The sequence below is a fragment of the Actinoplanes sp. NPDC051470 genome (assembly GCF_040682035.1).
GTDB lineage: Bacteria > Actinomycetota > Actinomycetes > Mycobacteriales > Micromonosporaceae > Actinoplanes.
Genome location: NZ_JBFBAA010000005.1, coordinates 80,455 through 104,593 on the forward strand (window position 1 = coordinate 80,455; position 24,139 = coordinate 104,593).

At 70.0% G+C, this 24,139-nt stretch carries 26 protein-coding genes and 1 tRNA gene; 14 read left to right on the plus strand and 13 right to left on the minus strand.

Annotated elements, in window-relative coordinates; translation table 11 throughout:
- The first annotated feature begins 25 nt into the window (after positions 1-25).
- From AB0M54_RS11480 to AB0M54_RS11495, 4 genes are read left to right on the plus strand one after another with little or no spacing between them, the layout of a single operon-like run.
- Positions 26-904 (plus strand): Ku protein, encoded by an 879-nt coding sequence (locus AB0M54_RS11480; protein ID WP_364322523.1) that lies wholly within the window; start codon positions 26-28, stop codon positions 902-904.
- A 9-nt stretch (positions 905-913) separates the two neighbouring features.
- Positions 914-1,402 (plus strand): NUDIX domain-containing protein, encoded by a 489-nt coding sequence (locus AB0M54_RS11485; protein WP_364322521.1) that lies wholly within the window; start codon positions 914-916, stop codon positions 1,400-1,402.
- Between the two features lie 12 nt (positions 1,403-1,414).
- Entirely contained in the window at positions 1,415-2,683 is a 1,269-nt protein-coding gene (locus AB0M54_RS11490; protein WP_364470496.1) for an MFS transporter, read from the plus strand.
- A complete protein-coding gene (locus AB0M54_RS11495; RefSeq protein WP_364470498.1) occupies positions 2,650-3,849 on the plus strand; it encodes an MFS transporter in 1,200 nt (399 codons plus the stop codon). The genes AB0M54_RS11490 and AB0M54_RS11495 overlap by 34 nt, the downstream gene beginning before the upstream one ends.
- A 60-nt stretch (positions 3,850-3,909) precedes the next feature.
- Here the strand turns inward: AB0M54_RS11495 and AB0M54_RS11500 are convergent, their stop codons facing one another.
- Entirely contained in the window at positions 3,910-4,320 is a 411-nt protein-coding gene (locus AB0M54_RS11500) for a DUF6232 family protein (protein WP_364470500.1), read from the minus strand.
- A gap of 442 nt (positions 4,321-4,762) precedes the next feature.
- Between AB0M54_RS11500 and AB0M54_RS11505 the strand changes: the two genes are divergently transcribed.
- The 3 genes from AB0M54_RS11505 (at position 4,763) to AB0M54_RS11515 (ending at position 7,080) form a co-directional block, all read left to right on the plus strand.
- Positions 4,763-5,209 carry a DUF2231 domain-containing protein gene (locus tag AB0M54_RS11505; protein WP_364322513.1) on the plus strand — a complete coding sequence of 149 codons (447 nt, stop codon included), beginning with the start codon at positions 4,763-4,765 and terminating at the stop codon, positions 5,207-5,209.
- Between the two features lie 86 nt (positions 5,210-5,295).
- Positions 5,296-5,847, plus strand: coding sequence for a type 1 glutamine amidotransferase domain-containing protein (locus AB0M54_RS11510; protein ID WP_364322511.1), 552 nt, complete (start codon positions 5,296-5,298; stop codon positions 5,845-5,847).
- 57 nt (positions 5,848-5,904) lie between these two features.
- Positions 5,905-7,080, plus strand: coding sequence for a geranylgeranyl reductase family protein (locus tag AB0M54_RS11515; protein WP_364470502.1), 1,176 nt, complete (start codon positions 5,905-5,907; stop codon positions 7,078-7,080).
- Here AB0M54_RS11515 and AB0M54_RS11520 read toward each other — a convergent pair.
- The 7 genes from AB0M54_RS11520 to AB0M54_RS11550 all read right to left on the minus strand — a co-directional run bounded on the left by AB0M54_RS11520 (position 7,053) and on the right by AB0M54_RS11550 (position 11,819).
- A complete protein-coding gene (locus AB0M54_RS11520; RefSeq protein ID WP_364470504.1) occupies positions 7,053-7,622 on the minus strand; it encodes a DinB family protein in 570 nt (189 codons plus the stop codon). The two genes, AB0M54_RS11515 and AB0M54_RS11520, sit on opposite strands and share 28 nt — an antisense overlap.
- A gap of 31 nt (positions 7,623-7,653) precedes the next feature.
- Positions 7,654-8,196, minus strand: a complete 543-nt coding sequence (locus tag AB0M54_RS11525; protein ID WP_364322506.1) for a DUF6226 family protein — start codon at positions 8,194-8,196, stop codon at positions 7,654-7,656.
- A 67-nt stretch (positions 8,197-8,263) separates the two neighbouring features.
- The gene (locus AB0M54_RS11530) at positions 8,264-8,449 is read right to left on the minus strand and encodes a DUF397 domain-containing protein (RefSeq protein WP_364322504.1); all 186 of its coding nucleotides are present in this window, start codon (positions 8,447-8,449) and stop codon (positions 8,264-8,266) included.
- 184 nt (positions 8,450-8,633) lie between these two features.
- Positions 8,634-8,825, minus strand: a complete 192-nt coding sequence (locus AB0M54_RS11535) for a DUF397 domain-containing protein (RefSeq protein WP_364322502.1) — start codon at positions 8,823-8,825, stop codon at positions 8,634-8,636.
- Between the two features lie 59 nt (positions 8,826-8,884).
- Positions 8,885-9,871, minus strand: coding sequence for a helix-turn-helix transcriptional regulator (locus AB0M54_RS11540; RefSeq protein ID WP_364470506.1), 987 nt, complete (start codon positions 9,869-9,871; stop codon positions 8,885-8,887).
- A 116-nt stretch (positions 9,872-9,987) separates the two neighbouring features.
- Complete coding sequence (locus AB0M54_RS11545; protein ID WP_364322498.1) at positions 9,988-10,434, minus strand: DUF6232 family protein; 447 nt, start codon at positions 10,432-10,434, stop codon at positions 9,988-9,990.
- Between the two features lie 464 nt (positions 10,435-10,898).
- Positions 10,899-11,819 (minus strand): AraC family transcriptional regulator, encoded by a 921-nt coding sequence (locus tag AB0M54_RS11550; RefSeq protein ID WP_364470508.1) that lies wholly within the window; start codon positions 11,817-11,819, stop codon positions 10,899-10,901.
- Positions 11,820-11,963: 144 nt separating this feature from the next.
- Between AB0M54_RS11550 and AB0M54_RS11555 the strand changes: the two genes are divergently transcribed.
- Positions 11,964-12,305 (plus strand): putative quinol monooxygenase, encoded by a 342-nt coding sequence (locus AB0M54_RS11555; protein WP_364470510.1) that lies wholly within the window; start codon positions 11,964-11,966, stop codon positions 12,303-12,305.
- A 112-nt stretch (positions 12,306-12,417) separates the two neighbouring features.
- On the opposite strand, the gene AB0M54_RS11560 is transcribed toward AB0M54_RS11555, so the two are convergent.
- Positions 12,418-12,491, minus strand: a tRNA-Thr gene (locus AB0M54_RS11560).
- 135 nt (positions 12,492-12,626) lie between these two features.
- Between AB0M54_RS11560 and AB0M54_RS11565 the strand changes: the two genes are divergently transcribed.
- Positions 12,627-14,348 carry a metallophosphoesterase gene (locus AB0M54_RS11565; protein WP_364470826.1) on the plus strand — a complete coding sequence of 574 codons (1,722 nt, stop codon included), beginning with the start codon at positions 12,627-12,629 and terminating at the stop codon, positions 14,346-14,348.
- Between the two features lie 4 nt (positions 14,349-14,352).
- Here AB0M54_RS11565 and ricT read toward each other — a convergent pair whose 3' ends face one another.
- Entirely contained in the window at positions 14,353-15,189 is an 837-nt protein-coding gene (ricT, locus tag AB0M54_RS11570; protein ID WP_364322492.1) for a regulatory iron-sulfur-containing complex subunit RicT, read from the minus strand.
- 161 nt (positions 15,190-15,350) lie between these two features.
- On the opposite strand from ricT, the gene AB0M54_RS11575 reads away from it, so the two are divergent.
- The 4 genes from AB0M54_RS11575 (at position 15,351) to AB0M54_RS11590 (ending at position 18,668) form a co-directional block, all read left to right on the plus strand.
- Positions 15,351-16,976 carry a hypothetical protein gene (locus tag AB0M54_RS11575; protein WP_364470512.1) on the plus strand — a complete coding sequence of 542 codons (1,626 nt, stop codon included), beginning with the start codon at positions 15,351-15,353 and terminating at the stop codon, positions 16,974-16,976.
- A gap of 414 nt (positions 16,977-17,390) precedes the next feature.
- Positions 17,391-17,717 (plus strand): YbaB/EbfC family nucleoid-associated protein, encoded by a 327-nt coding sequence (locus AB0M54_RS11580; RefSeq protein WP_364322488.1) that lies wholly within the window; start codon positions 17,391-17,393, stop codon positions 17,715-17,717.
- Positions 17,714-18,016 carry a hypothetical protein gene (locus tag AB0M54_RS11585; RefSeq protein ID WP_364322486.1) on the plus strand — a complete coding sequence of 101 codons (303 nt, stop codon included), beginning with the start codon at positions 17,714-17,716 and terminating at the stop codon, positions 18,014-18,016. The genes AB0M54_RS11580 and AB0M54_RS11585 overlap by 4 nt, the downstream gene beginning before the upstream one ends.
- Before the next feature lie 25 nt (positions 18,017-18,041).
- Complete coding sequence (locus AB0M54_RS11590; protein ID WP_364322484.1) at positions 18,042-18,668, plus strand: hypothetical protein; 627 nt, start codon at positions 18,042-18,044, stop codon at positions 18,666-18,668.
- A gap of 50 nt (positions 18,669-18,718) precedes the next feature.
- Here AB0M54_RS11590 and AB0M54_RS11595 read toward each other — a convergent pair whose 3' ends face one another.
- The gene (locus AB0M54_RS11595; protein ID WP_364470514.1) at positions 18,719-19,912 is read right to left on the minus strand and encodes a DNA polymerase III subunit delta'; all 1,194 of its coding nucleotides are present in this window, start codon (positions 19,910-19,912) and stop codon (positions 18,719-18,721) included.
- Complete coding sequence (gene tmk, locus AB0M54_RS11600; protein ID WP_364470828.1) at positions 19,905-22,022, minus strand: dTMP kinase; 2,118 nt, start codon at positions 22,020-22,022, stop codon at positions 19,905-19,907. The genes AB0M54_RS11595 and tmk overlap by 8 nt, the downstream gene beginning before the upstream one ends.
- Before the next feature lie 248 nt (positions 22,023-22,270).
- Between tmk and AB0M54_RS11605 the strand changes: the two genes are divergently transcribed.
- Positions 22,271-23,476: an amino acid deaminase/aldolase gene (locus AB0M54_RS11605; protein ID WP_364470516.1), complete on the plus strand. Its 1,206-nt coding sequence runs from the start codon at positions 22,271-22,273 to the stop codon at positions 23,474-23,476.
- 4 nt (positions 23,477-23,480) lie between these two features.
- Here AB0M54_RS11605 and AB0M54_RS11610 read toward each other — a convergent pair whose 3' ends face one another.
- Positions 23,481-24,110, minus strand: a complete 630-nt coding sequence (locus tag AB0M54_RS11610) for a TetR family transcriptional regulator (RefSeq protein ID WP_364322478.1) — start codon at positions 24,108-24,110, stop codon at positions 23,481-23,483.
- Positions 24,111-24,139: the final 29 nt, after the last annotated feature.

The window sequence follows — 24,139 nt, forward strand, 5'->3', positions numbered from 1 at the left end:
AGCGCAAACAGGTTAGGTGGCAGACATGCGTGCGATCTGGAAAGGCGCGGTCTCGTTCGGCCTGGTGTCGATCGCCGTGAAGCTCTATTCCGCGACCGAGGAGAAGGACATCCGGTTCCATCAGGTGCACCGCACCGATGGCGGCCGGATCAAGTACAAGCGCACCTGCTCGGTCGACGGCGAGGAGGTGACCTACGACGACATCGCCAAGGGCTACGACATCGGCGGCGGCGAGATGGTCATTCTCACCGACGACGACTTCGCCGACCTGCCGCTGACCACGTCCCGGGCGATCGACGTGCTGCAGTTCGTGCCGGCCGACGAGATCGACCCGATCATGTTCGCCAAGGCGTACTACCTCGAGCCCGAGGGCCAGGCGGCCAAGCCGTACGTGCTGCTCCGCGACGCCCTCCAGGACGCCGACCGGGTGGCCATCGTGAAGATCGCCATCCGCCAGCGGGAACAGCTCGCCACCCTCCGGGTCCGCGACGACGTGCTGGTCCTCAACACGATGCTCTGGCCCGACGAGGTCCGCGGCGTCGACTTCGGCTTCCTCGACGAAGACATCGAGACCCGGCCGGCCGAGCTGGCCATGGCGAGCTCGCTGATCGACTCGATGGCCGGCAGCTTCAAGCCCGAGGAGTTCACCGACAACTACCGGGCCGCGCTCCAGGAGGTCATCGACGCCAAGGTCGAGGGCCGCGAGGTGGTCGCGCCCGAGGAGGCCGACGAGGAGCCGGCCGCCGCGGTCGACCTGATGGCCGCGCTCAAGGCCAGCGTCGAGCGGGCCAAGGCGGCCCGCGGTGAAGCTCCGAAGGCCGCTCCGGCGAAAAAGACCGCGGCCAAGAAGACCGCCGCCAAGAAGGCCGCTCCGGCCAAGCGCGCCGCCAAGAAGTCCGCTTAATCTTGCGGCGTGGGATTGTCTTGGGCTGAGTCATACCTGGGCCGTCAGCGGGCCTTCGCCGGCGATGACGAGCGGCTGCTCTTCGTCGCCTCACGCGGTGTCATCATCGACGACCAGAACCGTCTGTTGCTGATCCAGCGCTCCGACAACCATCGCTGGGCCATCCCGGCCGGCGCGATGGAGCTGGGCGAGAGCATGGAGGAGTGCGCGATCCGCGAGACCTGGGAGGAGACCGGTCTCACCGCGACGTCGCTGACCCCGTTCGCCTTCTACTCGCGGGCGCAGTTCGTCAACGACTACGGGCACGCGTACCAGCAGATCCTGATGGCCTTCCGGATCCACACCTGGGAGGGTGAGCTGCTCAAGGCGACCGACGAGACGATCGACGCCGGCTTCTTCCCGCTGGACGCGCTGCCCGGCGAACGGTCGTTCATCATCGAGGAGACCCTGGCCGACCTGGCCACGTTCGAGTCGACCGGCCGGCTGGTGCTCAAGTAGCCCATGCTGGGAATGGATCTCTCGCCCCTCCGCACGTCCCGCGACTTCCGGCTGATGTTCACGGCCGGCGCGGTCTCGGGTTTCGGGTCGTTCATCACCTACGTCACGATCCCGTTCCAGGTCGCCGCGATCACCAACGACCCGCTGATGGTCGGCCTGCTCGGCGTCTGCGAGCTGGTCCCGCTGATCGTGATGAGCTTCGTCGGCGGGGCGCTGGCCGACTTCGTGGACCGCAAGCTGCTGGTCCGGCTGGCCGAGATCGCCCAGACCGCCCTGTGCGGCGTGCTCCTGCTCAACGCCCTGTCCGACGAGCCCCACCTCTGGCTGCTGTACGTGGTGGCCGCGCTCGCCGCGACGTTCGGCGGGCTGGCCCGGCCCGCCCTGGACGCGATGATCCCCCGGCTGGTCGAGCCCGAGCAGATCCCGGCCACCATGTCGCTCCAGTCGCTGCAGTACAACGTGGCCCAGCTGGCCGGCCCGGCGCTGGCCGGCATCCTGATCGCCACCATCGACCTGGCCTGGGTGTACGCGTTCGACCTGCTCACCTTCGCTGTGTCGCTGGTCTGCATCACGCTGGTCCGGGCGGTGCCGCCGCCCGGCGACGCCGACCGCCCGTCGCTGCGTTCGGTGGTCACCGGCCTGCGTTACGCCCGGAGCCGCCCCGAGCTGCTCGGCACCTACCTGATCGACGTCAACGCGATGTTCTTCGGCATGCCGCAGGCGCTCTACCCGTTCCTGGCCAACCAGCTCGGCGGGCCCAAGATCCTCGGTCTGTTGTACGCCGCCCCGGCTGCCGGGTCGATGCTGGCCACGCTCACCTCACGCTGGTCGGGCCGGGTGCACCGGCACGGGCTGATGGTGGTCATCGCGGCCGCCTGCTGGGGCCTCGGCATCGTCGGCGCGGGCCTGTCCGACTGGCTCTGGCTCACCCTGTTCTGCCTGGCCTTCGCCGGCGCGTCCGACATGATCTCGGGCATCTTCCGGGCGATCATCTGGAGTCAGACCATCCCCGACCACCTGCGCGGGCGGCTGGCCGGCATCGAGATGCTGTCGTACACCACCGGTCCGCTGCTCGGTCAGGTCCGGTCCGGGGCGATGGCCCGGACCGGCCTGGGCGTGGCCGGCTCGATCTGGGTGGGTGGGGTGCTCTGCATCGTGGGTACGGCCGTCCTGGCCGCCCTGTTGCCCAAGTTCGTCCGGTACGACGGCAAGGACGGCATCGCGCGCAAGAAGGCGGAGGACGAGGCATGGCTGGCACGGTCCACGACGACACCCGGGTGAGGGCCGCGACGCGGGCCGTCTACGTCGCGTTCATCGGCTCGGGCTGGGCCATGTCCAGCTGGGCCACCCGGATCCCGCAGGTCCGCGACGGCCTCGACCTCACACCGAGCCGGCTGGGCCTGGTGCTGCTGGCCATCGCGTGCGGCTCGATCGTCGCGCTGCCGCTGGCCGGCACGATCGTCACCCGGTTCGGCTCGCGGCTCACGATCACCGCGATGGCCGTCGTCCTCTGCGTCTCGATGACCGGCATCGCGCTGGGCTACCACCTCGGCGTCGTACCCGTGGTCATCTCGCTCTTCGGGTTCGGCTTCGCCCAGGGCGCCTGGGACGTGGCGATGAACGTCCAGGGCGCGGTGGTCGAGCAGAAGATCGGCCGGTCGATCATGTCCCGGTTCCACGCGGGCTTCAGCGTGGGTACGGTGGCCGGCGCCCTGACCGGCACCGCCACGCTCGCCCTGGACATCTCGGTCACGGCCCACCTGATCTTCTTCGGCCTGGTCATCGCCGCCTGTGTGATCGCGGCCGTCCGCGGCTTCGTGCCCGACACCGATCCCGTCTCCGCCGCCGACCCGGCCGCCGGCCCGAAGCCGTCCGTCCTGGCCGCCTGGATCGAGCCCCGCACCCTGCTGGTCGGCCTGTTCGTGCTGGCCTTCGCCTTCGCCGAGGGCACCGGCGTGGACTGGATCGCGGTGGCCGTCATCGACGACTACGGCGCGGCCGTCACCAGCGGCACCCTGACCTACGCCATCTTCCTGGCCGCGATGACGGTGGGCCGCTGGTTCGGCCCCGGCCTGCTCGACCGCTACGGCCGGGTCCCGGTGGTCCGCGTCCTGGCCCTGATCGCCCTGGCCGGCCTGGCCCTGTTCGTCTTCGGCACCGCCCTGCCGATCGCCGTCGCCGGCGCCCTGCTCTGGGGCCTGGGCACCTCCCTGGGCTTCCCGGTCGGCATGAGCGCCGCCTCCGACGATCCGGCCCGAGCCGCGGCCCGGGTGAGCGTGGTCGCCTCGGTCGGCTACTGCGCCTTCCTGGGCGGCCCCCCACTGATCGGCTTCCTGGGCGACCACATCACCGTCCAGAAAGGCCTGATCGCCGTGGCCGCCCTGCTGGCCGTCTCGCTGATGGTCGCCTCGGTGATCCGCCCCCTCGACCCCACCCGCAAGAACTGACGGCGTCACCGACCGATGCCCGGATGCCCGGGCGTCGCAACCCGGGCATCCGTGTTCGCGTCAGTCGTTCCACTCCTCGATCGCTCGGCGTAGCGCCCGGGCGACCTGGTTGAACACCTGGGCGTTGGTGCTCGCGAAGAGGATCACGCCGTCGCCGCGGTAGGTCGCGTGCAGTTCCCAGAGGCGCGGACGACAACGCCACCAGGCGTGGACGGCGATGCCCGGGATGCTGATGGCCAGCAGGCCCAGCGCGATCATCGCGGGGGTCTCGACCACGGGCCAGATGGCCACGGCGAGGGCCACCGAACCGGTGGCGGTCTGGACGGTGGGCGGCCGGCTGCGGTCGACGGCGGTGTTCGTGATGCCGACGTCGTGCAGCTCGCGGATCGCGAAAATCTTCCCCGGCATGGTGCGCCAGACGAAGAACTCGCTGGTCACCACGACATCAGGCCCACGGTAGTAGGTGCGCATGGCGAACTCCTTCCCCGGACTCCTTGCGAGGAGAGGGAACAGCGAGCCACCATTGGCGCAGAGAGAATTCCCCGCCTCGCTCGTTGCAACTGCCGCACGGAGCTCAGAGGCGACAAAGGCACCCGGTTGCCGCCGGGTGCCTTTGCTGTCTTCCCTTCGAGTTCCGCCCTGTTGCCTGCCTGTAGTACAGCACGGCTACCCGGCTGTCCGCTACACATCAACCTGCCACCTTGCAGATTGCGTACAGGCCAAGTCGGCGTACTCTCCAAAGAGACCCAGAGTGAGCTGGGCAAACGTGATCGGGTGAATTCTCTGGGGCCGGTGGCGGTCGCGGGGGAGAATGACAGCGTGAGTCACCTGACGTCGGGTTTCACCAGAGATGGGCACGGGTACGGCCACTGACGACCTTGGATCGCGAACAGCTGGGGAGGCTGGTCAACCCATGGAAAGTCGACTCCGGATCGCCGGCGAGGCTATCCACCCGGTCCTGATCATGTTCCCGTTGGGACTGTTCACTATGGCCGTCCTCTTCGACCTGGCCAACAACCTGGGCGCCCCCGCCATCATCGGGCAGCTCGCCTACTGGAACATCCTGGCCGGCCTGATCGGCGGCATCCTGGTCGTGCTGGCCGCCGCGATCGACGTGGTGTTCGTCCGCAACGGGCGGGCCAAGCGGGCGGGTGTCCTGCGCAACCTGATGCACATGGGTGTGCTGATCGTCTTCACGGTCGTCCTGATGCTGCGCATGCAGTCCCCCGACCGGGTCGCCGGCTGGGGCATTCTCGCGGTCGAGGTTCTCGCGCTGACCGGCTCGTTCTACGCCGCGTGGTTCGCCGGCGAGCTGGCCAACCGCCGCTCGGTTCCCGCGCTCGCTCCCCGCCGCAGCTGAGCTCCCGGATCCATACCGGATCTGGTTTGCCACCTTTCCTCCCGGGCACGCAAGGAAGGTAGGACAAGCGCAATCGAGGAGGAGAGATGACCGCTTCGATCAAGGGCAAGCGGGTGGCGTTCCTGGCGACCGACGGCGTCGAGGAGGTCGAGTACACCGAGCCGCGGAAGGCGGTCGAATCCGCGGGCGGCTCGGCCGAACTGCTGTCGATCAAGTCGGGCGAGATCCAGGCCGTCAATCACATGGACAAGGCCGGCACCTACCCGGTCGACAAAGAGGTCAAGAACGCCAGCCCCGATGAGTACGACGCGCTGGTGCTGCCCGGCGGTGTGGCGAACCCGGACTTCCTGCGCGCCGACGCCGACGCGGTCCGGTTCGTCCGCGAGTTCGTGACCTCGGGCAAGCCGGTGGCGGCGATCTGCCACGGCCCCTGGACGCTGGTCGAGGCCGGCGTGGTCGACGGCCGGACGCTGACCAGCTGGCCGAGCCTGCGCACCGATCTGACCAATGCCGGCGCGACCTGGGTCGACGAGCAGGTCCACGTCGACGACACCCTGGTCACCAGCCGCAAACCGGACGATCTGCCCGCGTTCTGCGACGCGATGCTCGATCAGATCAGCCAGCCCGCGCACGCGTGATGCGGTCCGTGGGGCCGGTCTCCCGGCCCCACATCCATCGGCCCTAGACTCTTCAGGGTGATCGCTGAGCCGGACTTCGACGTGGCCGTCGTCGGGGCCGGCCCGGCCGGGCTGGCGGCGGCGCGGGCCGCCGCCGCGGCCGGTGCCCGCACCATCCTCATCGACCGGGCCGAACACCCTCGTTACAAGACCTGTGGTGGCGGCCTGATCGGCACGTCGCTCGCGTTGGCCGCGCCCCGCATCCAGGTGCCCAGCCGCGACTCGATCTCGTCGATCACCTTCACCGACGACGGTCATCGGGCCTTCACCCGGCAGTCGGCCAGGCCGCTGCTGACCATGGTCCGGCGCGACGAGTTCGACCACGCGTTGCTCGAGGCCGCCGCGTCGGCCGGCGCCAAGGTGCTGCAGAACGCCCAGGTGCGCGCGCTCGACCAGGACGCCGAGTCGGCCACCGTGACGTTCGGCGACGGCGTCTCGCTGACGGCACGGGTGGTCATCGGGGCCGACGGTTCGGCCGGTGTCACCTCCCGCTACGTCGGCGTCGCCTTCGAACAGCAAGACCTCGGCCTCGAGGTGGAACTGGCGGCGACCCGGGAAGACCGGGAGGCGCGGCGCGGCCGGGTCCAGCTCGACTGGGGCGCCGAGCCCGGCTCGTACGGCTGGGTCTTCCCCAAGGACGACGAGCTCACCGTCGGCGTGATCATGGCCAAGGGCAAGGGCGCCGAGACCAAGGACTACCTGACCAAGTTCCTGTCCACGCTGGGCCTGAACGGTCGCGACGTGCGCCGCGACTCGGGCCACCTGACCCGCTGCCGTACGCCGGACGCCCCGCTGACCCGCGGCCGCGTGCTGGTCGCCGGCGACGCCGCGGGCCTGCTCGAGCCGTGGACCCGCGAGGGCATCAGTTACGCCCTGCGTTCCGGCGCCTGGGCCGGCGAAGTGGCCGCCCGGGCCGCCGAGCAGGGCGTCGGGGCGCTGGACGGCTATCCCGCCCTGGTCCGCAAGCACCTGGTCCCCGAGATGACGGCCGGCCACCGCCTGCTCGGCGTCTTCTCGCGGCACCGTCATCTGGTGCACGCCGCGATGGCCACGCCGATGGGCTGGCGGGCCTTCGAGAGCTTCTGCCAGGGCGACCTGTCGATGGCCGCCGTCCTTCAGCGCTCCCCCATCCGGGTCGCGGTCGGCCTGCTCGGCGGCGACGGCGATCAGGCCGCGGCGAAGCCCGCCCGATAGAGGTCGCGGAGCAGGCCGATCTCGCCGCCGTGGTGGAACGTCTCGCGGTTCAGGTGGAGCGCCAGTTGGGCCATGCTCTGCTCGGCGAAGAACGCGGCCCGGGGGCCCAGCGGCGCCTCGAACGCCGCCGCGTCCATGGACAGCAGGCCGTCACGCCACCATTCGTACGACCGCTGCAGGAACTCGATCGCGCCGACCGCCGTGGCCGGCAGCGACACCGGCCGGTGGCGCGGGTCGAACATGTCGGCGTCGGCGGGCACGCTGCCGTCACCGAAGAACGTGCTGGCCCGGGTGTGGAAGCAGCCCACCGCGATGTGATTGATCCGCCAGGCCAGCGTGGTCACCGGGGGCGGGTCGGGTTCCTGGCCAGGTTGCGCCTCGTCGGCGGCCTGGTTGCCCGCCGCGTCGGGACGCACCGACCAGGCGCCGGGCGCCGGCTCCCACAGGTATTCCTCGTCGCTCAGGCCCCGCAACCGTGGCATGAGCGTGTAGTCCCAGTAGAAACCGAGTTGGTCGACCGCGATGGCGCGTACCCAATCCATGGGGTCCGGTCTATCACCAGGGTCTGACAATTCAGGAGATCGACCGGCGGGTCCAGGGCGCCCACTGCACGGCCGCGGCGAAGCCCTCGCGCCGGGCCGAGCGGGCCGCGGCCGTGTCGAGCAGGGTCTCGCGGCGGACGTTCAGGTCGGGGCCGATCAGGCGCACCTCGGACCACGAACCACCGACGCCCCGGCGCACCCGCTCCCAGAGACCGCCCTCGACCAGCGCCGACGTCTGGGCCCGCAGCGCGTCGGCGAGCGCGTCGGGCTCTTCCCCGCACGCGTCGCAGCCACAGTTCGGCAGGCTTTCCTCGTACCACCGCCCGAACCGGAGCACCACGCTCGGGAAGTCGGTGAAGGCGATCGCCAGCGGCGCTGCTGCCGGGGTACGAGGAACCAGACGGACCGTCCGGTAGAGCTCGGCGCCGAGCGGCTCCTTCGCTTCCCGGCGTTCGACGGTGAACTGCTCGGTCAGCTCGGCGAGCACGTGCTCGGCCGCGTCGTGCAGCATGGCGAAGCGTCCCGGGTTGGTGACCCGGGAATACTCCTCAGGCTTGCCGTCGCCGTCTCTCATCAGAGCAAGTATGCCGTCGCGCGCGTGTCGTCCGGCCAGGTTCGGCACACGTCCGCCGGCCCGGGGATCAGCGGAACTCGCGCGCGCCGTCGAGGAATGCGGCCCATTCGGCGTGGGTGAACGTCACCACGACCTCGGGATCGGCGGAGTTTCGCACCAGAACGTGATGGTCGAGCTTCGCCACTTCAACGCAGTCACCACCCTGGCACCTGCTGCTGCGGCGCCAGATCGGCTGTTGTTGCGACTGGATCATCGTGCCTCCTCCGTGACTCCGCGTTCCACGGTAAGCGACACCCTGATGATCAAGCAGCGATGAACATGAATGAATAGACGGTTCTATGATGTTTCACGACAAAGAACCGCTATGCGCTTTTCTGCGGGCGTCCGATCCGCGTCTCCGACCGTGAAGCCGAGGTCCGGACGCCCGTTTTTTAAGACTAGAAGCGGAACTCTCCGGCGTTGACGCCCTGCACGAAGGCCTTCCACTCGTCAGCGGTGAAGTGAAGCGGCGCAGTCTCCGGGTTCTTCGAGTCACGGACCAGGTATTGGTCCGCGACCTTCGCAACCTCGACGCAGCTGCCCCCGCTGCAGCTGGAGCTCTTCAGCCACTTCGGCTCGACAACAGTCACTCTGTGGTCTCCGGTTCAAGGAGGGCACCGTTCGGTGCCAGGGTGTATATAAAAGAAGATTACGCGTCGTCACCGGCGCTGATCATGTTTTCGAGATAAGAGATTCGGTCTCCCACGAACGTGGCAGTCTCGTCCTCGTCGAGGGACACCTTCCACAGCTGTTCGAAACGCTGCAGGTGCCTCGAGGTCGCGTTCTTGTCCTCGATGATCTCGTCGGTGATTCCGTTCTCTCGATACATGACCTCATTGCCGGGCCCGACACCGCCCAACGACAGCAGATCGAAGCTGGCATTGTTGGCGATGGGCACATCGAGGTCGAAGGGCAACATCCGCATGCGGATGAGATCTTCGGTCGCCAGGCGCTGCATTTCGCGAAGCTGCCTGACGAACACCGCCGGACCGCCCGTCGAGCGCAGGAACACGCCCTGGTCCAGAACGGTGCGGTACTCCATCGACCCGAGCCGGCTCAGCATCGCCTCGCGACGCAACCGCCGAGCCTCGATCACCGCCTCTACCCGGTCCGCGGAAAGCGGGTCCCCCGAGAACGGCTGCGCCTCGTCCGCGAACGGGCCGGTGAGGGCACGCGCGTACTCGGGCAGCTGCAAGGCCCCGGGGAAATACCTGATATTGAAGGTGCGGACCGCGACGGCGACCGACTCGTACTCGAAGAATTGCCGCAACTGCGGACTTATGTCGCGGAAGGAGGCGTCTTGCCACCACGCGACATGCTGACGCAATCGAGCAATTTTCGCATCACCGATCAGCGCACTGATTTGCGCCCGATCCTTGATCTTCAGGTAACTCAGCAACGGCCGAAGGTCATTCGGTGAAATGCTGACATCGCCATTCTCGATGCGAATGACTTTGCTGAGAGACCATTCCATCTCTTCAGCGACCTCGAGTTGGGTCAGGTTCGCGGCCTCTCGCGCCTCACGCAGCGCCAGCCGCACGCGTCTACGCGCGACGGTGGGCGACACGGGTGGCGGGACGGCCTCGGCCATGACTCCTTCATCTTCGCCGTTGAAGAGATCCAGCAAATCTGCCACCTCGCTGCTTGCCTGTTGGCAGGCAGCGAGGTCGCGGTCACTCTACATGGAAACGATGCGGAAGCTTCTTGGGTTCACCGAAACGAGATGAGTCACACGGTGGAGCCCGACGGTGATCATGAGGCGGCGGCGAGGCGGTGGTCCGAGTGGTCCCGGCGGCCGTTCTCCAGGCTGCGCCGGAGAGCGCGAGTGACCTGGTTGAACACCCGAAGGTCGCGGCTCTCGTAGACGGTGGTGCGGGCGCCGCGGACGGTCGCCACGACGCGGTAGACGCGGGCGCTCGACATCTGTCGACTGCAGACGGCGACGACGGCCGCCGACACGGCGAGTGCGGCCAGGGGGATGCCGGCCACCGCCCCGGCGGTCAGTCCGGCCGCCCCGGCGAGCGCGGCCAGACCGGCCGACGCGACGAGGAGGGCGTCCGCGAAGCGGGCCCGCGCGGTCTGCTCGACGCGCTGGATCGCCCGCAGCTCGCGTACCGGAACGATCCTGGGGGTGGTGCCGAGCCAGACGAAGTTGTCGGCGGTCACGAAGGCGTCGGGTCCACGGTAATAGGTGCGCATGGCGTTCCCCTTTTCGCTCCTGGTCGAGGAAGGAAAGGGCCGCTGAGCGGCACGGAGAGAATTCCCACCTCGCTGAGTCGGAGAGCGGAAATGTGCGGAGGCAGTAACGGCACCCGGTTGCCGCCGGGTGCCGTCCTTTTCTTCCCCCTCGATGTTCCGCCCGTTTGTGCCTGAACTCAGTACAGCATGCGGGGGTGGCTGAACGCCACCGTTCAATGTGCCACCTGGCAGATGGCGCACTAGCAACCTGCCTGGTGATCGGTGATCAGGGCGTGACCAGCGAGAACGAGCCGCCAGGCTCGGCAGCGAAACGCCGCTCCCGGCGGGGCGGTATCAGGGTCGTGCCCGAACCGCCACCCCAGTCGACCAAGATCAGCCTGCGGCGACGCCTGACCCGGCACGCCCAGGCCCGCCGGCCGGCCCCGACCGTTGTCAGCGTGCGCTACCGCGCAGACCACTGAGGATCAGGCAACGCGTGAATGACGCCGGAATTGTGCGGGCGGTGCCGACATCTCGCGGCGGAACGCGCGACTGAAGGCGTAGACCGAGGTGTAGCCGGTCTCGTTCGCAATATTCTCGATGGAGTCATCGCTGTCGCGGAGGCGCCGCGCCGCAAGGTTCATCCGCCACCGGGTGAGGTACGCGGCTGGGCCTTCGCCGGTGGCCGTCTCGAATCGCCGGTTAAGCGTCGTCCGGGACACCGCCGCCTGTTTCGCGAGGGCGTCGGCGGTCCAGGCATGGGACGGATCGCGATGGATCGCGGCGACGGCCGAGACGACGACGGGGTCGCGGAGCGCCCGCCACAGGCTCGATTCGCAATCAGTCTCGCCGTTCGTCCAGGACCGGAGAGCGTTGGCGAGAAGCACATCGACGAGCCGATCGATGATGACGCGCGATCCGGCGCCGAGCTCCTGCAACTCGAGATCGAGCAGGTGCAGGGTCGCCGCCGTTCGCGCGCCGGTCGACTCAGCGCGGACATGGATCACATCGGGAAGGTGCTGGAACCACGGCAAGGGCGCGAGCGTGTCGCGAGAGTAGGACGCGGCAACCAATTGGGCGGTAGTCGGCCCGTGACCCAGCCTCATGAAATCTCCGCTGTGCTGCGCCCTGATGACCGTCTGCCCGTCGCACATCGCGGCCTCAGTGGTGGGAGAACTCGCGAGGATGTGCGCGATCCCGGAAGGCATCAGGAAGACGTCGCCCTCAGCGAATGTGCGAATGCCGTCCTCCCGCGTGACGACCACACCCTCGCCGGATATCACGCCGTAAAGGGCGGCGTCGGTCCACTCGGGCCTCATCATGCCCCATTCGCCACCCCCGACGATCCGCACGCCCGAACTCGCGGTGACGCCGGACGCGGTCAACACCTCAGACAGAACGTCCACCTCGCCACCCTACGGCTTCAATCCCGGCGAGTGGTCCAAACGGACAAAGAACTGGGTTGATTTGGCATTGTTCGGCCCGTCCGTCGTTTCTAGGCTTCTCGTGGGCAGCGAACCCCCGCCGGCCAAAAACGAGAGGGATCACGGATGAGTGACACCGACGAAGGCCCCCTTCCGGCCAGGATCATGGCGGCGACCAGTCCGGTCGCGATGTTCGGTGAGGCCCGGATCCGGCCCGGAAAAGTAGCCGAATTCGAGGAGCTGATCCGCTCCATTCTCCCGAAGATCCGACAGGAGGACGGCTGCATCCACTACACGGTCAACCGCTCACACGACGACGACTCCGCCTTCGTCCTCTATGAAGAATGGGAGAGCGGGGCGGCGATCCTCGCGCACCTGCAGCAGCCGTTCATGGCCGACTACTTCGGCAAGGTGCCCGGTTTCACGGTCCCCGGGGCTGAGCTCCCCGGATGGAGCTCGCCACTCTGACCGGGCAAACCCGGCCATCTCCGCGTCCAGCGAGTTTTCGGGGGTGACTCACATCTTCATCGATAAATATGATGCCCTGACCAGCGTCTCCCGCTGGTCAGGGCATCCTGTGAGCCGCCTGACGGAATCGAACCGTCGACCTACGCATTACGAGTGCGTCGCTCTAGCCGACTGAGCTAAGGCGGCAACGGTACGCAAGTGTACGGCATGTCCACCGCCGGATCGGAACGGGTTACCGGGACTGTCGACCGGCGGGTCTAGAGTCCATCGGTGATGAACGATCACTCCGCCCCATCGGACGGGCCGCCGGCATCCCGGCCGATGCCCGTCGAGGCCGAGCACCCCGTCCGCCGCCGGCCCCGCAGTCTCGACCCTCAGGAACTCGGCTTCACGCCGCAGCGGCCGGTCGGCTGGCTGGCGCCGTTACTGCTGCTCAGCACGGGCGTGCGGACGCTGCTGGCCGTCCTCTTCGGCGCCTATCTGGACAAGCGTGAGCTGCAGAACGCGCTCTCCGGCGACGTCTTCGAGCAGCCGGGCACCGACGGCGAGATCTGGATCGACTACGTGGCCGACCTGGGCGACGGGTTCCCGGCGACGTACTCGGTGGCCTATCTGCTGGCGCAGCCGTCGCTCGAGGCGGGCGGTCAGCTGCTCCCCCGCGGTGATGTGTTGCTGATGGGCGGCGACCAGGTCTATCCGCTGGCCAGTGGGGACGGCTACGAGAACCGGATGAAGGGGCCGTACCGCGCGGCGCTGCCGGAGGCGCCGGCCGAGCGGCCGCCCACGCTGTTCGCGCTGCCCGGCAACCACGACTGGTACGACGGGCTGACCGCGTTCATCCGGCTCTTCGCACGGCGTAAGGACGGTCACATCGGCGGGTGGCGGACGGCGCAGCGCCGGTCGTACTTCGCCGTGAAGCTGCCGTCGAACTGGTGGCTGTTCGCGATCGACGAACAGTTCGGGGCGTACATCGACGATCCGCAGCTGCTCTACTTCGAGAAGGCGGCGGCCGGGCTCGGGCCGGACGACCGGGTGATCCTGATGACGCCGTCACCGACCTGGGTCAAGGCGGCGACCAAACCCGAGGCGTACGACGCGGTCGACTACTTCATCCGGACCATCCTCGGGCCGACCAAGGCCCACGTGCGGCTGCTCGTCTCCGGCGACCTGCACCACTACGCCCGGTTCACCGGCGAAGACCGCGAGCTGATCACCTGTGGTGGCGGCGGCGCCTACCTCCTGGGCACGCACACGCTGCCCGAGGAGCTCACCGTCCCGCCGGAAGACACCCTTACCCGCAGCGCCAGCCGCAGCCGGAAGTACTCGCTGACCTCGACGTTCCCGTCGTTCGAGACGTCCCGCCGGATGGGCTGGGGCGTCTTCCGCCGGATCACCGTGCGCAACCCCGGCTTCGCCACCATGCTCGGCATCGTGCAGACGCTCACCATGCTGGCCATGTCCGGCGCGGCGAGCATCAGCGGCGGCCCGATCCAGCGGTTGTTCAGCATTCCGCTCGTACTCATGTGTGTGGTGATCCTGGCCGGCGCCATCGCCTTCGCCCAGCCACCGAAGGCCGGCGTGCCCAACCACGCGGCACATTGGATCCTCGGCATCATCCACGGTGGACTGCAGATCGCGCTGGCCGCCGGCGGCACCTGGGTCTGGCAGCAGCTGCCGTTCCGCGACTGGATGTGGCCCGGGCCGCTGGTCGTCGCCATCGTGCTCTACCTGCCGGTCATCGGCTTCGTGGCGACCCAGCTCTGCGCGCTCTATCTGCTGGTGGCGAGCCGGTTCAAGGTCAACGTCAATGAGTTGTACGCCGGGCAGGGCATCGAGGACGCGAAGAGTTTCCTGCGCATGCACATCGAATCCGACGGCACGCTCACCATCTATCCGCTGGGCGTCGACAAGATCTGCCGAACGTGGGTGGCCGACCCCGAGGGCTCGCCGGAGCAGTCATGGGTGCGCCCCGACGAGCCGCTGAGCGTACGCCTCATCGAGGAACCGATCCGCGTCGCCGGACCACAAGCGGCGCGCCACTAACGGATCAGCCGTAGGCCTCGTCGTGGGCCTGGCGAGGGGCGCACACCGAGGCGCGGCTGCACGAACAGCGCGAACCATCCGATTCCAGGCGCACCACGACCTCGTCCTTCGGCACGCTGTGGCCCACGACCCGGCCGGCGCCCTCGGGCGTGGTCACCCGGCTGCCGACGGCCGGTGCGGTCTCGGCGAACTTGGCGTACAGCGGATGTTCGTACTTGAGGCAGCACATCAGCCGGCCGCACGCGCCGGAGATGCGCAGCGGGTTGAGCGGCAGGTCCTGATCTTTGGCCATGCGGATGGTGACCGGCTCGAAATCGGTGAGGAACGTCGCGCAGCACAGGTCACGGCCGCACGAGCCGATGCCGCCCTGGACGCGGGCCGAGTCGCGCGCCGACAGCTGGCGCAGCTCGACCCGGCAGCGCAGGGTGGCGCCGAGATCGCGCACCAGCGACCGGAAGTCGACCCGGTGGGGCGCGGTGAAGTAGATCGTCGTCCGCGCGCCGCCGTTGTCGGCCTGTTCCAGCACGTGGTCGACGGCGACCACCTTCATCGGCAGGTCGTGTGCCTTGATCAGCTTCTTGGCGGCGACCTTGGCCTCGGCCTTGCGCTTCCGGAGCATCTCGTCGCGGCGCAGGTCACGGTCTTCGGCGAGGCCGGCCAGCTTGGGGAACCCGCTGGTGTCCTCGCTCACCCACTGCGCGGCCCAGACGCACTCCGCCACCTCGGGGCCGTCGTCGGTCGGCACGAGCACCCGGTCGCCGACGACGGGCGTGAACTCACCCGGATCGAGGTAGTAGAGCCGGCCGTAACGGTTGAAGCTGACCGCGCACAGCATGCCCATGGCGCTGACTCTACGTCGGATCTTCACGTGGGGCGAAATGTCCGTGTTTGGGGTACCCGCGTGGGTTGCGGCATTGATCCGACGCAACCGTGGTGATCGACCGTCGTTGTGAAGTCCCGTAGATGCCGCTCGCTGCGGCTGATCTTCGGGGAGGACTCGCCATGACGCCCGCCAGGCCGATGGTCGCCAGGACGTTCGCCGCCAGTGTCGCCGCGCTCGGGGTTGCCGGGATCATCGCCGCGCCGGCCTCTGCGACGGTCGTCCTGGCGGCGCCGGCGCCGGCTGGGGGCTGCGCTCAGCCAGAGCGCTATGCCGCCCAGTCCGGCGCCGAGCTGCTCAAGATTTCCAAGCTGACCGTACGGTCGAACGGGAAGCCCGGCGACGGACGCGGCAGACACATGGACGCCCACGGTGATCGTGCCGGGCGCACGCCGTCGCCCGGCACGCTCCGGACACCGGTCGGGGATGCGCCGACGCCTGGTCCGGGCACGACGGCGGGTTCATCGGCCGATGCCGGGCCGGCCGGCGGTGATCGGGGCAAGCCTCGCCCGAGCGGCGGGTCGCTGCTCGGGAACCTCGGCGGGGCCGTCGGGCTGGGCAGCGGCGGCCCGGGCGGTGGCCAGGGCGGCGGCCAGGGCGGCGGCCAGGGCGGCGGGGCGCCTGCCGATCCCGGGCCGCGGGAGGTCACGGTTCGTGGGCTGCATGTGGGCGAGGCCAAGTCGGCGATGATCGGGCTGGCCGGGCCGAACGCCGCGGCGCTCACCCGGATGGTCAACAGCGCGGAGCAGTCGCGGGCCACGTCGCCGCTGGTTCAGCAGGCGCCGCCGAACCGCAAGGCGCGCAAGCAGGAGACGCCGGCCGCCGAGGCGGGACCGATCCTGATGGACGTCGGGTCACTGGCCACCGACGCGACGTGGCGGAGCGGAATGGCGTGCGGGAAGGCGTACGGCGACATCACCCGGGCGGCCGCCACGCTCGGTGCCGCCCAGGTGAGTGGCAGCGGGAGTTCGGCGCTGGTGGCCGTACCCGAGAAGGCGCAGAGCGTGAGCACGACGGCGCTGGAGCGGACCGCCCAGGGCGCCCGGACCGTGTCCCACGCCCGCCTGAGCGCGACGGCGTTCGAACTGCTCGACGGCGCCGTGCAGATCGAAGTGCTGCGGTCGCCGAGCCTGCGAACCACGATGTCCACCGTGGAGGGTGGCGACGTGCGTTACGTTCCGGCGGCCATCCGGATCACCGGCGACGGCATCAAGACCACAAAGCTGGACGCGGCCGGTGACAGCATCGAGCTGACGTTCAGTGAGCGGCAGACCGAGTCGTTGCGCCTGCCGGACCTCGGCCCCAGAACCGTCGGTGATCTGCCGCTGCCGACCATCCCCGGCCTGCCGCAACTGCCCGCCGGCGAGCCCGAATCGGCCCCGTCGCCCGGCCCCGGCACCAGCGTGAAGATCAGCCTCGGCCGGGTTCGCCAGGCCACCGAGGGGCGCGCGATCGCGGCGAAGGCGTCCGCGATCACCGTCGGCATCACCCAGGGCGGCCCGGCCGACGACGGCTACGGCCGCAACGCCGACGTGGCCCTCGACCTGGCGATCGGCGCGCTCGAATCGGCGGCCGTCGCGCCCGAGCCCGCACACGGCGACGTCGAGAGCGCGTACGCCGGCACCGGCGGCGGCCTGCCGGTCACCGGCCCCGGGGCGAGCGTGATGGTGGTCATCGGCGGCGCCCTGCTGGCCTCCGGCGTGGTCGCCGTCCTGCTCGGCCGACGCCGGCGGCGCTTCGAGGCCTGACCTCTCGAATGCTGGGATCCTGTCGTCGACTATCGTCGGGACCGGCATTCGTCCGGTTGAATCGGGGGCGCGCCGAAGATTCTTCACGAGCACCGTTATGGTCTTCGATGGATTGGACCTGCGGGGGGTGCAGGTGGCGGCGGCGCCGCATACGGAGGCTTCCGTGTGCGGCGCCGCCGCACTCCCGCGGCTGCCTGGCACCCCACCTCGCTGGGGGGTGGGTTGCGTGCATCGACGCGCCGCCGCCTCCCCCACCCCGGCACTGGGTGGGTCGGAATGTAGCTCGCGGGAGCGACGATCCGGGTTGGTTTTCCACAGGGCGAGGCTTTGTCCACAGGGGATCTCGCGTGTGGTGGCCGAATTCGATACCGTTCCGGAACGCAAGCACGGCGGTACGCCCGGTGAGGAGTCTGCATGCCCCGCGAGATTGACGAGGCGTGGATCGACGAGGCCATCGAGCGCTACCGCCGCATCGACACGCTGCGGGCGGAGTATGAGAAGGCGGTCGCCGCGCATGTTGTCTCGGTGCACAGTCCGGACGATTCGGTGGAGATTCTGGTGACGGCGGCCGGGGAGATCACCGACGTGCGGATACGGGGCAGTCTGCAGCATCGCCAAGCGGCAGACCTGGCAAGGGAGGTGCAGGCGGTGGTGACCAACGCGACCGAGGCTGCCCGCTGGGCGCGCGAGAAGCTGCACGACGAGGTGTTCGGCGCGTTCCGGTCGCTGGGGGAACCGTGATCGCCGACTCCGTTGCCACGAATCTGTCGGCGGCCGCGTCGACGCTGTCCACGGTGGATCGCCGGCTGCCGTTGCTGGAGGGTTCGGCGTCGGCCTTCGGTGGGGACGGGGGCGGGCTGCCGGGACGGCTTGGTCGGCGGCTGCACGCCCATTGGTCGGCGGTGCTGGAGGCGCGGGCCCGGGAGGCTGCCGACACGGCCGCGCGGCTGGCCGAGCTGGCCGAGTCGGTGCGGGTGACGCAACGGGACTATGTGGAGTCGGATGAGAGCGCCGCCCGTCGGATCAAGCGGGCCGGGTGATGATGTGCCGATCCGAGGGGTCGTCGTGAGCGACCGGCTCGATGCGGTGCTGGAGACCGCGGCGCCGCTGCTCAAGCGGGTCGGTGAGGTGCTGGCCGCGGTCGGTGCGCCGGCGGGGCATGAGGTGTGGCCGGCGTTGCGGCGGGTGCGGTTGCTGCCGTGGGACGCGGTGCAGGCGGTGGCGGCGCTGCGGCCGGATGATCTGGCCGATGCTGGGCCCGAGTTGCGGCTCCATGCGCGTGACTACGCCGGGATCGCCGAGTCGCTTCCGCCGCCGGGCATCTGGGCGGGCGAGGCCGCGGATGCTTACGAGGCCTCGCGCCGACGGCTGGCCGGGCATCTGAGCGGCGATGACGCCGGCCTCGACGAACGGCTGGCCACGACGGCGGCGCTGGCCGACGATCTTGCCGCCTGGATGTCCCGGGCGCGGTCCGACCTGGCGTCGACCCTGGCCGGCATTCTGACCTCGGCCGAGGCGCTGAGCCTGGCCGCGCGGGCGCACAGCACGACCATCGACCCGGCGGCCGCCGGCGAGGCCGAGGCGGCGGCCCGGGTCGCGGTCATGGTCCTCGACGCGGTCGCGGAGACCTACGACGCCGCGGCCGATCTGATGGCCGCCACCGAGCCGCTGGCTGAGGTCCGCCGACCGTAGGCCGTGTCTCGAAACCCCGGCAGCCAGGTGAGAACCGCGGCCTGGATCGGTCAGCCGCGCCAGAGGTTGACCATCATCGCCTCGACGGCGATCTTGGGCTTGACGTTGAGGTCGATGGCCTCGCGGCAGGCCAGGACGGCCTCCAGGCGGCGCAGGGTGCTCTCGGAGGTCCACTTCTCGGCGGCGGCCGCGGACTGTTCGGCCGTGTCCGAGTGGACCACCGCCACGGGCGCCTTCAGCTTGGTGATCAGCACGTCGCGGTAGAAGCCGGCCAGGTCGACCAGGGCCCGGTCGAGGGCGTCACGCTGGGAGCGGGTCGCCCGGGAGCGTTGCCGTTTCTCCAGGTCCTTGAGCTGGCCCGCGGCGCCTCGCATCGCGCCGGCCGCGCCACGGCCGGTGCCGCCGGCGCCCAGGGCCTGCTCGAGCGCGGAACGCTCGGAGGTGTCGGTCTCGGCGACGGCGGACGCCGACTCGGCCTCGGCCGCCTCGATCAGGGCGGACGCCGCGTCGAAGCAGGCGCCGATGCCGGTCAGGCGGCGCGGGACGGCCAGCACGGCCTCGCGGCGTTTGCGGGCGTCGGCGTCGCCGGCCAGGCGCTTGGCCCGGCCGACGTGACCCTGGGCGGCGGCCGCGGCCCACGCCGCCACGTCGGGCTTGACGCCGTCGCGGCGGGTCAGGACCTCGGCCACCGCGGCGGCGGGGGGCTGGCGCAGCGGGATCACCCGGCAGCGGGACCGGATGGTGACCGAGATGTCGTCGGGGTGGGTGGACGGCGTGCAGAGCAGGAACACCGTACGCGGAGGTGGCTCCTCAATGGCCTTGAGCAGCGCGTTGCCGGCCTGTTCGGTGAGCCGGTCGGCGTCTTCCACCACCACCGCCTGCCAGCGGCCGTTCGACGGGGCGCTGCTCGCCCGCAGGACCAGCTTGCGCATCTCGTTGACCCCGATGGACAGGCCGTCGGGTACGACGAAACGCACGTCGGCGTGCGTACCCCCCAACGCGGTGTGGCATCCGTGGCACTCGCCGCAGCCGGACCCGTCGCGTTCGCACTGCAGGGCCGCGGCGAAGGCGCGGGCCGCGACCGAGCGGCCGGAGCCGGGCGGGCCGGTGAAGATCCACGCGTGCGTCATCGCGCTCGGGCCGGTGACCGTGCCCGTGACGATCCGGGCGGCCGACCCGGCGGCGCGGCGCAGCACCTCGACCGCCTCGTCCTGGCCGACCAGGTCGGCCCACACGTCACTCACGGCGGCCATTGTTGCTCGTGCCGGGCGACTCGGCCAGATCTTCCATGACCTCGACCGGCGTCTCGGCCGTACGGACGTCGTCGGGGTGGGTGACGCGCTCGTCGGTGGTGATGGGTGAGGTCTCGGCCGGGGCGGGATCGACGTGGTCGGGAGTGGTGGCAACCAGGCCGTCGACCCGCTGGGAGACGAGTTTGGCGATGTCGTCGGGCGTCGAGGAGGCGTCGAGGACCAGGTAGCGCTTGGGGTCGGCGGCGGCCAGGTCGAGGAACGCGTACCGCACCCGGTCGTGGAAGGCGCGCGACTCGCTCTCCAGCCGGTCCGTGCCCTGCCCCCGCGAGTCGACCCGGGCCAGCCCGACGTGCGGGTCGACGTCGAGGAGGACCACCAGGTCGGGTTTGAGCCCGCCGGTCGCCCAGGACGACAGCCAGGAGATCTCCTGCACCGGCAGCGTCCGGCCGGCGCCCTGGTAGGCGAGCGACGAGTCGACGTACCGATCGCTGATCACCACCGCGCCGCGGGCCAGGGCCGGGCGGACGACGGTGGCGACGTGGTGGGCGCGATCCGCCGCGTACAGGAGAGCCTCGGCTCGTGGCGCGGGCGCGTCGGTCTTGTCCAGCAGCAGGCCCCGGATGCGGACGCCGACGTCGGTGGCGCCGGGCTCGCGGGTCACCACGACGTCGCGGCCCTGCGCGTGCAGCTCCGAGGCCAGGCGGGTGACCTGCGTGGACTTGCCGGCGCCCTCGCCACCCTCGAAGACCACGAAGATGCCCTGCCGGGTGAACTCCTCGTTCGGCGACAGCGGGCGCCCGCGGATCGACCCCCAGAGGTCGGCGAGGACGGGTACGCCCTTCTTGTCGTCCATCTGCCTGAACGCGCTGATCCCGCTCCACACGCCGAAGACGCCCGCGACCAGGAGCAGGATCCGGGTCGCGGAGATCGAGATGTCGACCGGGCCGACCTCGATGATCCGGGAGCCGCCCAGGCCGACCAGCACACCGGACAGCGCGATGGCCAGCAGCAGCACCATTCGGGTGCCGATCTGGACCACCGCGACGACCCGGCCGCGCACGTCGTCGCCGACCTGGCCGCCGAGCAGGGTGAGGCCGGACAGGAAGGCCATGCCCGCGCCGGCGCCGACGAAGATCGCGCCGACCAGCGCCATGGACAGGTGGATGGCGATGGCCAGGAACATCACCGAGCCGCTGGCCAGCACGATGCTCAGGCCGAACCAGCGGCGCCGGGAGAGCTCCTTGACCACCATCGGGCCGAGGCCGATGCCGATCGCCAGGCCGATGAACAGGGTGGCGAAGAGCAGCGAGAACGCCGCGTCACCGGCGCCGAGCGAGGCGGTGAAGAAGCGGGCGGTGCCGATCACGATGCCGGCGCCGGCGAACGCGCCGAAGATGCCCAGGACCAGGCCACGGACCAGGGGCGTGGTGCCGATGTACTTCCAGCCGTCCAGGAACTGCCGGAGCATGCTCTGCTCGGCCGCCTTCTGCTTGCGTTCCCGGACGCCGAGGCTGATCTCGCGGATGCCGAAGTAGACGACGATCGCGGTGGCCAGCCGGGACCCGGCGTTGACCCACAGGCCGAGCTGGGACGGTTCGGCCCAGTCGGGCATGTTCGGAAACGGGCCGCGGACCAGACGGTCCAGCGCGGCGAGGCTCAGGGCCGCGAAGATCGGGGTGATGCCGTACGTGGTGATCAAGGTCAGCTGGTTCGACACCTCGAGCCGGCTGCGCGGGATCAGGTTCGGTACCGCGGCCTCCTTGGCCGGGATCCACATCAGGGTGACGGTCTCGCCGATGAAGGTGGCGGCCACCGCCCAGGTCACGATCAGGCCGCCGTTGTCACTGATCAGCGCGACCGCGGGGATCGACCCGTACACGAAGAATCGGATGATGTCGCAGATGACCATCGTGTAGCGGCGGTCGAAGCGGTCGGCCATCACGCCGGCGATCGGGCCGAGGATGAGCGCCGGCACCAGCCGGATGGCGATCGTGCCGCTGAACGCGCCACCCTGGGCGACACTGCCGGTGACCTGCTGCGACGCGAAGAGCGCGGTGGCCAGCAGGCCGAGCCAGTCGCCGAACGAGGCGACGCTGAGCACCAGCCAGAGCCGGCGGAAGGGGCGGATCCGCAACACCGAGCGCAGAGCGGCCACCCCGGAGAGGTCGACCGGGGGTGCGTCGTCCTGGCGCGAGTCGGTGTCGATGGCCGTACCTCCCGTGGTCAACTGCCGCTGAGCACTGTATCCGGCCGCCGATGGGGCACGCCGAGAGGACGTTGGCATGCCCGAACGAGTGGCGCATAGATGAACCTGTTTCGCATTGCTCGCGGAGGCGTTATGTTCCCCAAGTGACCGCCCCACGCCTCAAGCTGCGCGAACGCCTGGATCGCGCCACCGCGCATCTGGAGACCCCGATCGCGGTGGTCGATCTGGCCGCCTTCGACGCCAACGCGACCGCGCTCGCCGCCCGGTCGCGTGGCAAGCCGATCCGGGCGGCCAGCAAGTCGGTCCGGGTCCGGGCCCTGCTGGAACGGGTGCTGGCCCAGCCGGGCTGGCGCGGCGTGATGGCGTACACCTTGCCGGAGGCGATCTGGCTGGTCCGCGAGGGCGTCACCGATGACGTGCTGGTCGCGTACCCGACGGCGGATCGCTCGGCCCTCGCCGAGCTGGGGAAGGACGACCAGCTCGCGTCGGCGATCTCGCTGATGGTCGACCACCCGGCGCATCTCGATCTGATCGACCAGGTCGCGCCCTCCAGCCGGCGGGCCGAGATCCGCGTGTGCCTCGAGCTCGATGCGTCCTGGCGACCGATCGGTCAACTTCATGTCGGGGTACGCCGCTCGCCGGTGCACTCCGCCGGGCAGGCGGCCGCGCTGGCCCGGCGCATCACCTCGCGTCCCGGGTTCCGGCTGATCGGGATGATGTCGTACGAGGCCCACATCGCCGGCCTGGGTGACGCGCCCACCGGCCGGGCGGCCCGCGGCCGGGCGATCCGCGTGATGCAACGCATCGCCCTGCCCGAGCTGCTCCGGCGCCGGCAGGCCGCGGTGGCCGCCGTCCGCGAGCACGCCGACCTGGAGTTCGTCAACGGCGGTGGCACCGGCAGCCTGGCCGAGACCGCCGCCGACCCGTCGGTCACCGAGATCGCGGCCGGTTCCGGGCTGTACGGCCCGACCCTGTTCGACCAGTACACGAACTGGCGGCCGACGCCGGCCGCGCTCTTCGCGCTGTCCGTGGTCCGCCGCCCGGGGCCGCGCATCGCGACGGTGCTGGGCGGCGGCTGGATCGCGTCCGGACCGCCCGAGCCGTCCCGCCAGCCCACGCCGTACCTCCCGGAGGGCCTGAGCTTCCGGGGGGACGAGTGGGCCGGCGAGGTGCAGACCCCGCTGGTCGGGGCCGCGGCCTCCGGCCTGCGCCTGGGCGACCGGGTGTGGTTCCGGCACGCCAAGGCCGGCGAGCTGTGCGAGCACGTGAACGAGGTGCAGCTGATCGACGGCGACACGGCCGCGCCGACGCCGACGTACCGAGGCGAGGGCCATGCCTTCCTGGGGTAGGGCCTCAGTCGGAGACGTGCCGGTGCAGGTATTCCCGGATCAGCGCCTTGGCCTCGCGGATGACCGCCTCGTCGCCGGTCATCTCGCGGCGGAACGCCATCTTGATCAGCGCGTCCGCGGCCTCGACGGCGATCTGCAGCGCGAACCGCAGCTGGCCGCGGTCGCCGATCTGGAACTGCTCGACCAGCAGCTCGGCCAGGCGCTCGGCGATGACCGCGTTGTTGTCCCGTTCCGCGTCCAGCAGGTGCAGGTCGACGACGTCGCCGAAGTGCAGCGTACGGAAACCGGGCACCGTGCGGTGCATGGTGATGAACGAGTCGATGGCCGCGTCCACGCCGTCCCACCAGTGCGCGAACGTCTCGTTGGCGAAACGCGCGGAGAGGGCCTGCAGGTAGGCATCCATGTTGCGCATGGCGAGCGCCTGCACGATGGCCCGCTTGTCCGGGAAGAACTGGTAGACGGAGCCGATGGCGACCTCGGCCCGCTCGGCGAGCAGCGTCGTGGTCAGGCCTTCATAGCCGACCTCATCGACGAGCTCGGCGCAGGCGTCCAGCATGCGCTGGACCCGGGCAACGCTTCTGCCCTGCACCGGGACCCGCCGCAGCGGCCCGGTGGTGACGGTTGGTGTCGACACGCGTCGCCACTCCCTCTCAGCAGTGATAA

Excerpts from the sequence above, each read along its gene's own strand:
- AB0M54_RS11580 (WP_364322488.1), top strand. The coding sequence starts at position 17,391 with ATGCCCCGCGAGATTGACGAGGCGTGGATCGACGAGGCCATCGAGCGC.
- AB0M54_RS11510 (WP_364322511.1), top strand. The coding sequence starts at position 5,296 with ATGACCGCTTCGATCAAGGGCAAGCGGGTGGCGTTCCTGGCGACCGAC.
- AB0M54_RS11530 (WP_364322504.1), bottom strand. The coding sequence starts at position 8,449 with ATGATCCAGTCGCAACAACAGCCGATCTGGCGCCGCAGCAGCAGGTGC.
- AB0M54_RS11525 (WP_364322506.1), bottom strand. The coding sequence starts at position 8,196 with ATGAGAGACGGCGACGGCAAGCCTGAGGAGTATTCCCGGGTCACCAAC.
- AB0M54_RS11480 (WP_364322523.1), top strand. The coding sequence starts at position 26 with ATGCGTGCGATCTGGAAAGGCGCGGTCTCGTTCGGCCTGGTGTCGATC.
- AB0M54_RS11490 (WP_364470496.1), top strand. The coding sequence starts at position 1,415 with ATGGATCTCTCGCCCCTCCGCACGTCCCGCGACTTCCGGCTGATGTTC.
- AB0M54_RS11500 (WP_364470500.1), bottom strand. The coding sequence starts at position 4,320 with ATGCGCACCTACTACCGTGGGCCTGATGTCGTGGTGACCAGCGAGTTC.
- AB0M54_RS11545 (WP_364322498.1), bottom strand. The coding sequence starts at position 10,434 with ATGCGCACCTATTACCGTGGACCCGACGCCTTCGTGACCGCCGACAAC.
- AB0M54_RS11565 (WP_364470826.1), top strand. The coding sequence starts at position 12,627 with ATGCCCGTCGAGGCCGAGCACCCCGTCCGCCGCCGGCCCCGCAGTCTC.
- AB0M54_RS11505 (WP_364322513.1), top strand. The coding sequence starts at position 4,763 with ATGGAAAGTCGACTCCGGATCGCCGGCGAGGCTATCCACCCGGTCCTG.
- AB0M54_RS11575 (WP_364470512.1), top strand. The coding sequence starts at position 15,351 with ATGACGCCCGCCAGGCCGATGGTCGCCAGGACGTTCGCCGCCAGTGTC.
- ricT (WP_364322492.1), bottom strand. The coding sequence starts at position 15,189 with ATGGGCATGCTGTGCGCGGTCAGCTTCAACCGTTACGGCCGGCTCTAC.
- AB0M54_RS11495 (WP_364470498.1), top strand. The coding sequence starts at position 2,650 with ATGGCTGGCACGGTCCACGACGACACCCGGGTGAGGGCCGCGACGCGG.
- AB0M54_RS11520 (WP_364470504.1), bottom strand. The coding sequence starts at position 7,622 with ATGGATTGGGTACGCGCCATCGCGGTCGACCAACTCGGTTTCTACTGG.
- AB0M54_RS11555 (WP_364470510.1), top strand. The coding sequence starts at position 11,964 with ATGAGTGACACCGACGAAGGCCCCCTTCCGGCCAGGATCATGGCGGCG.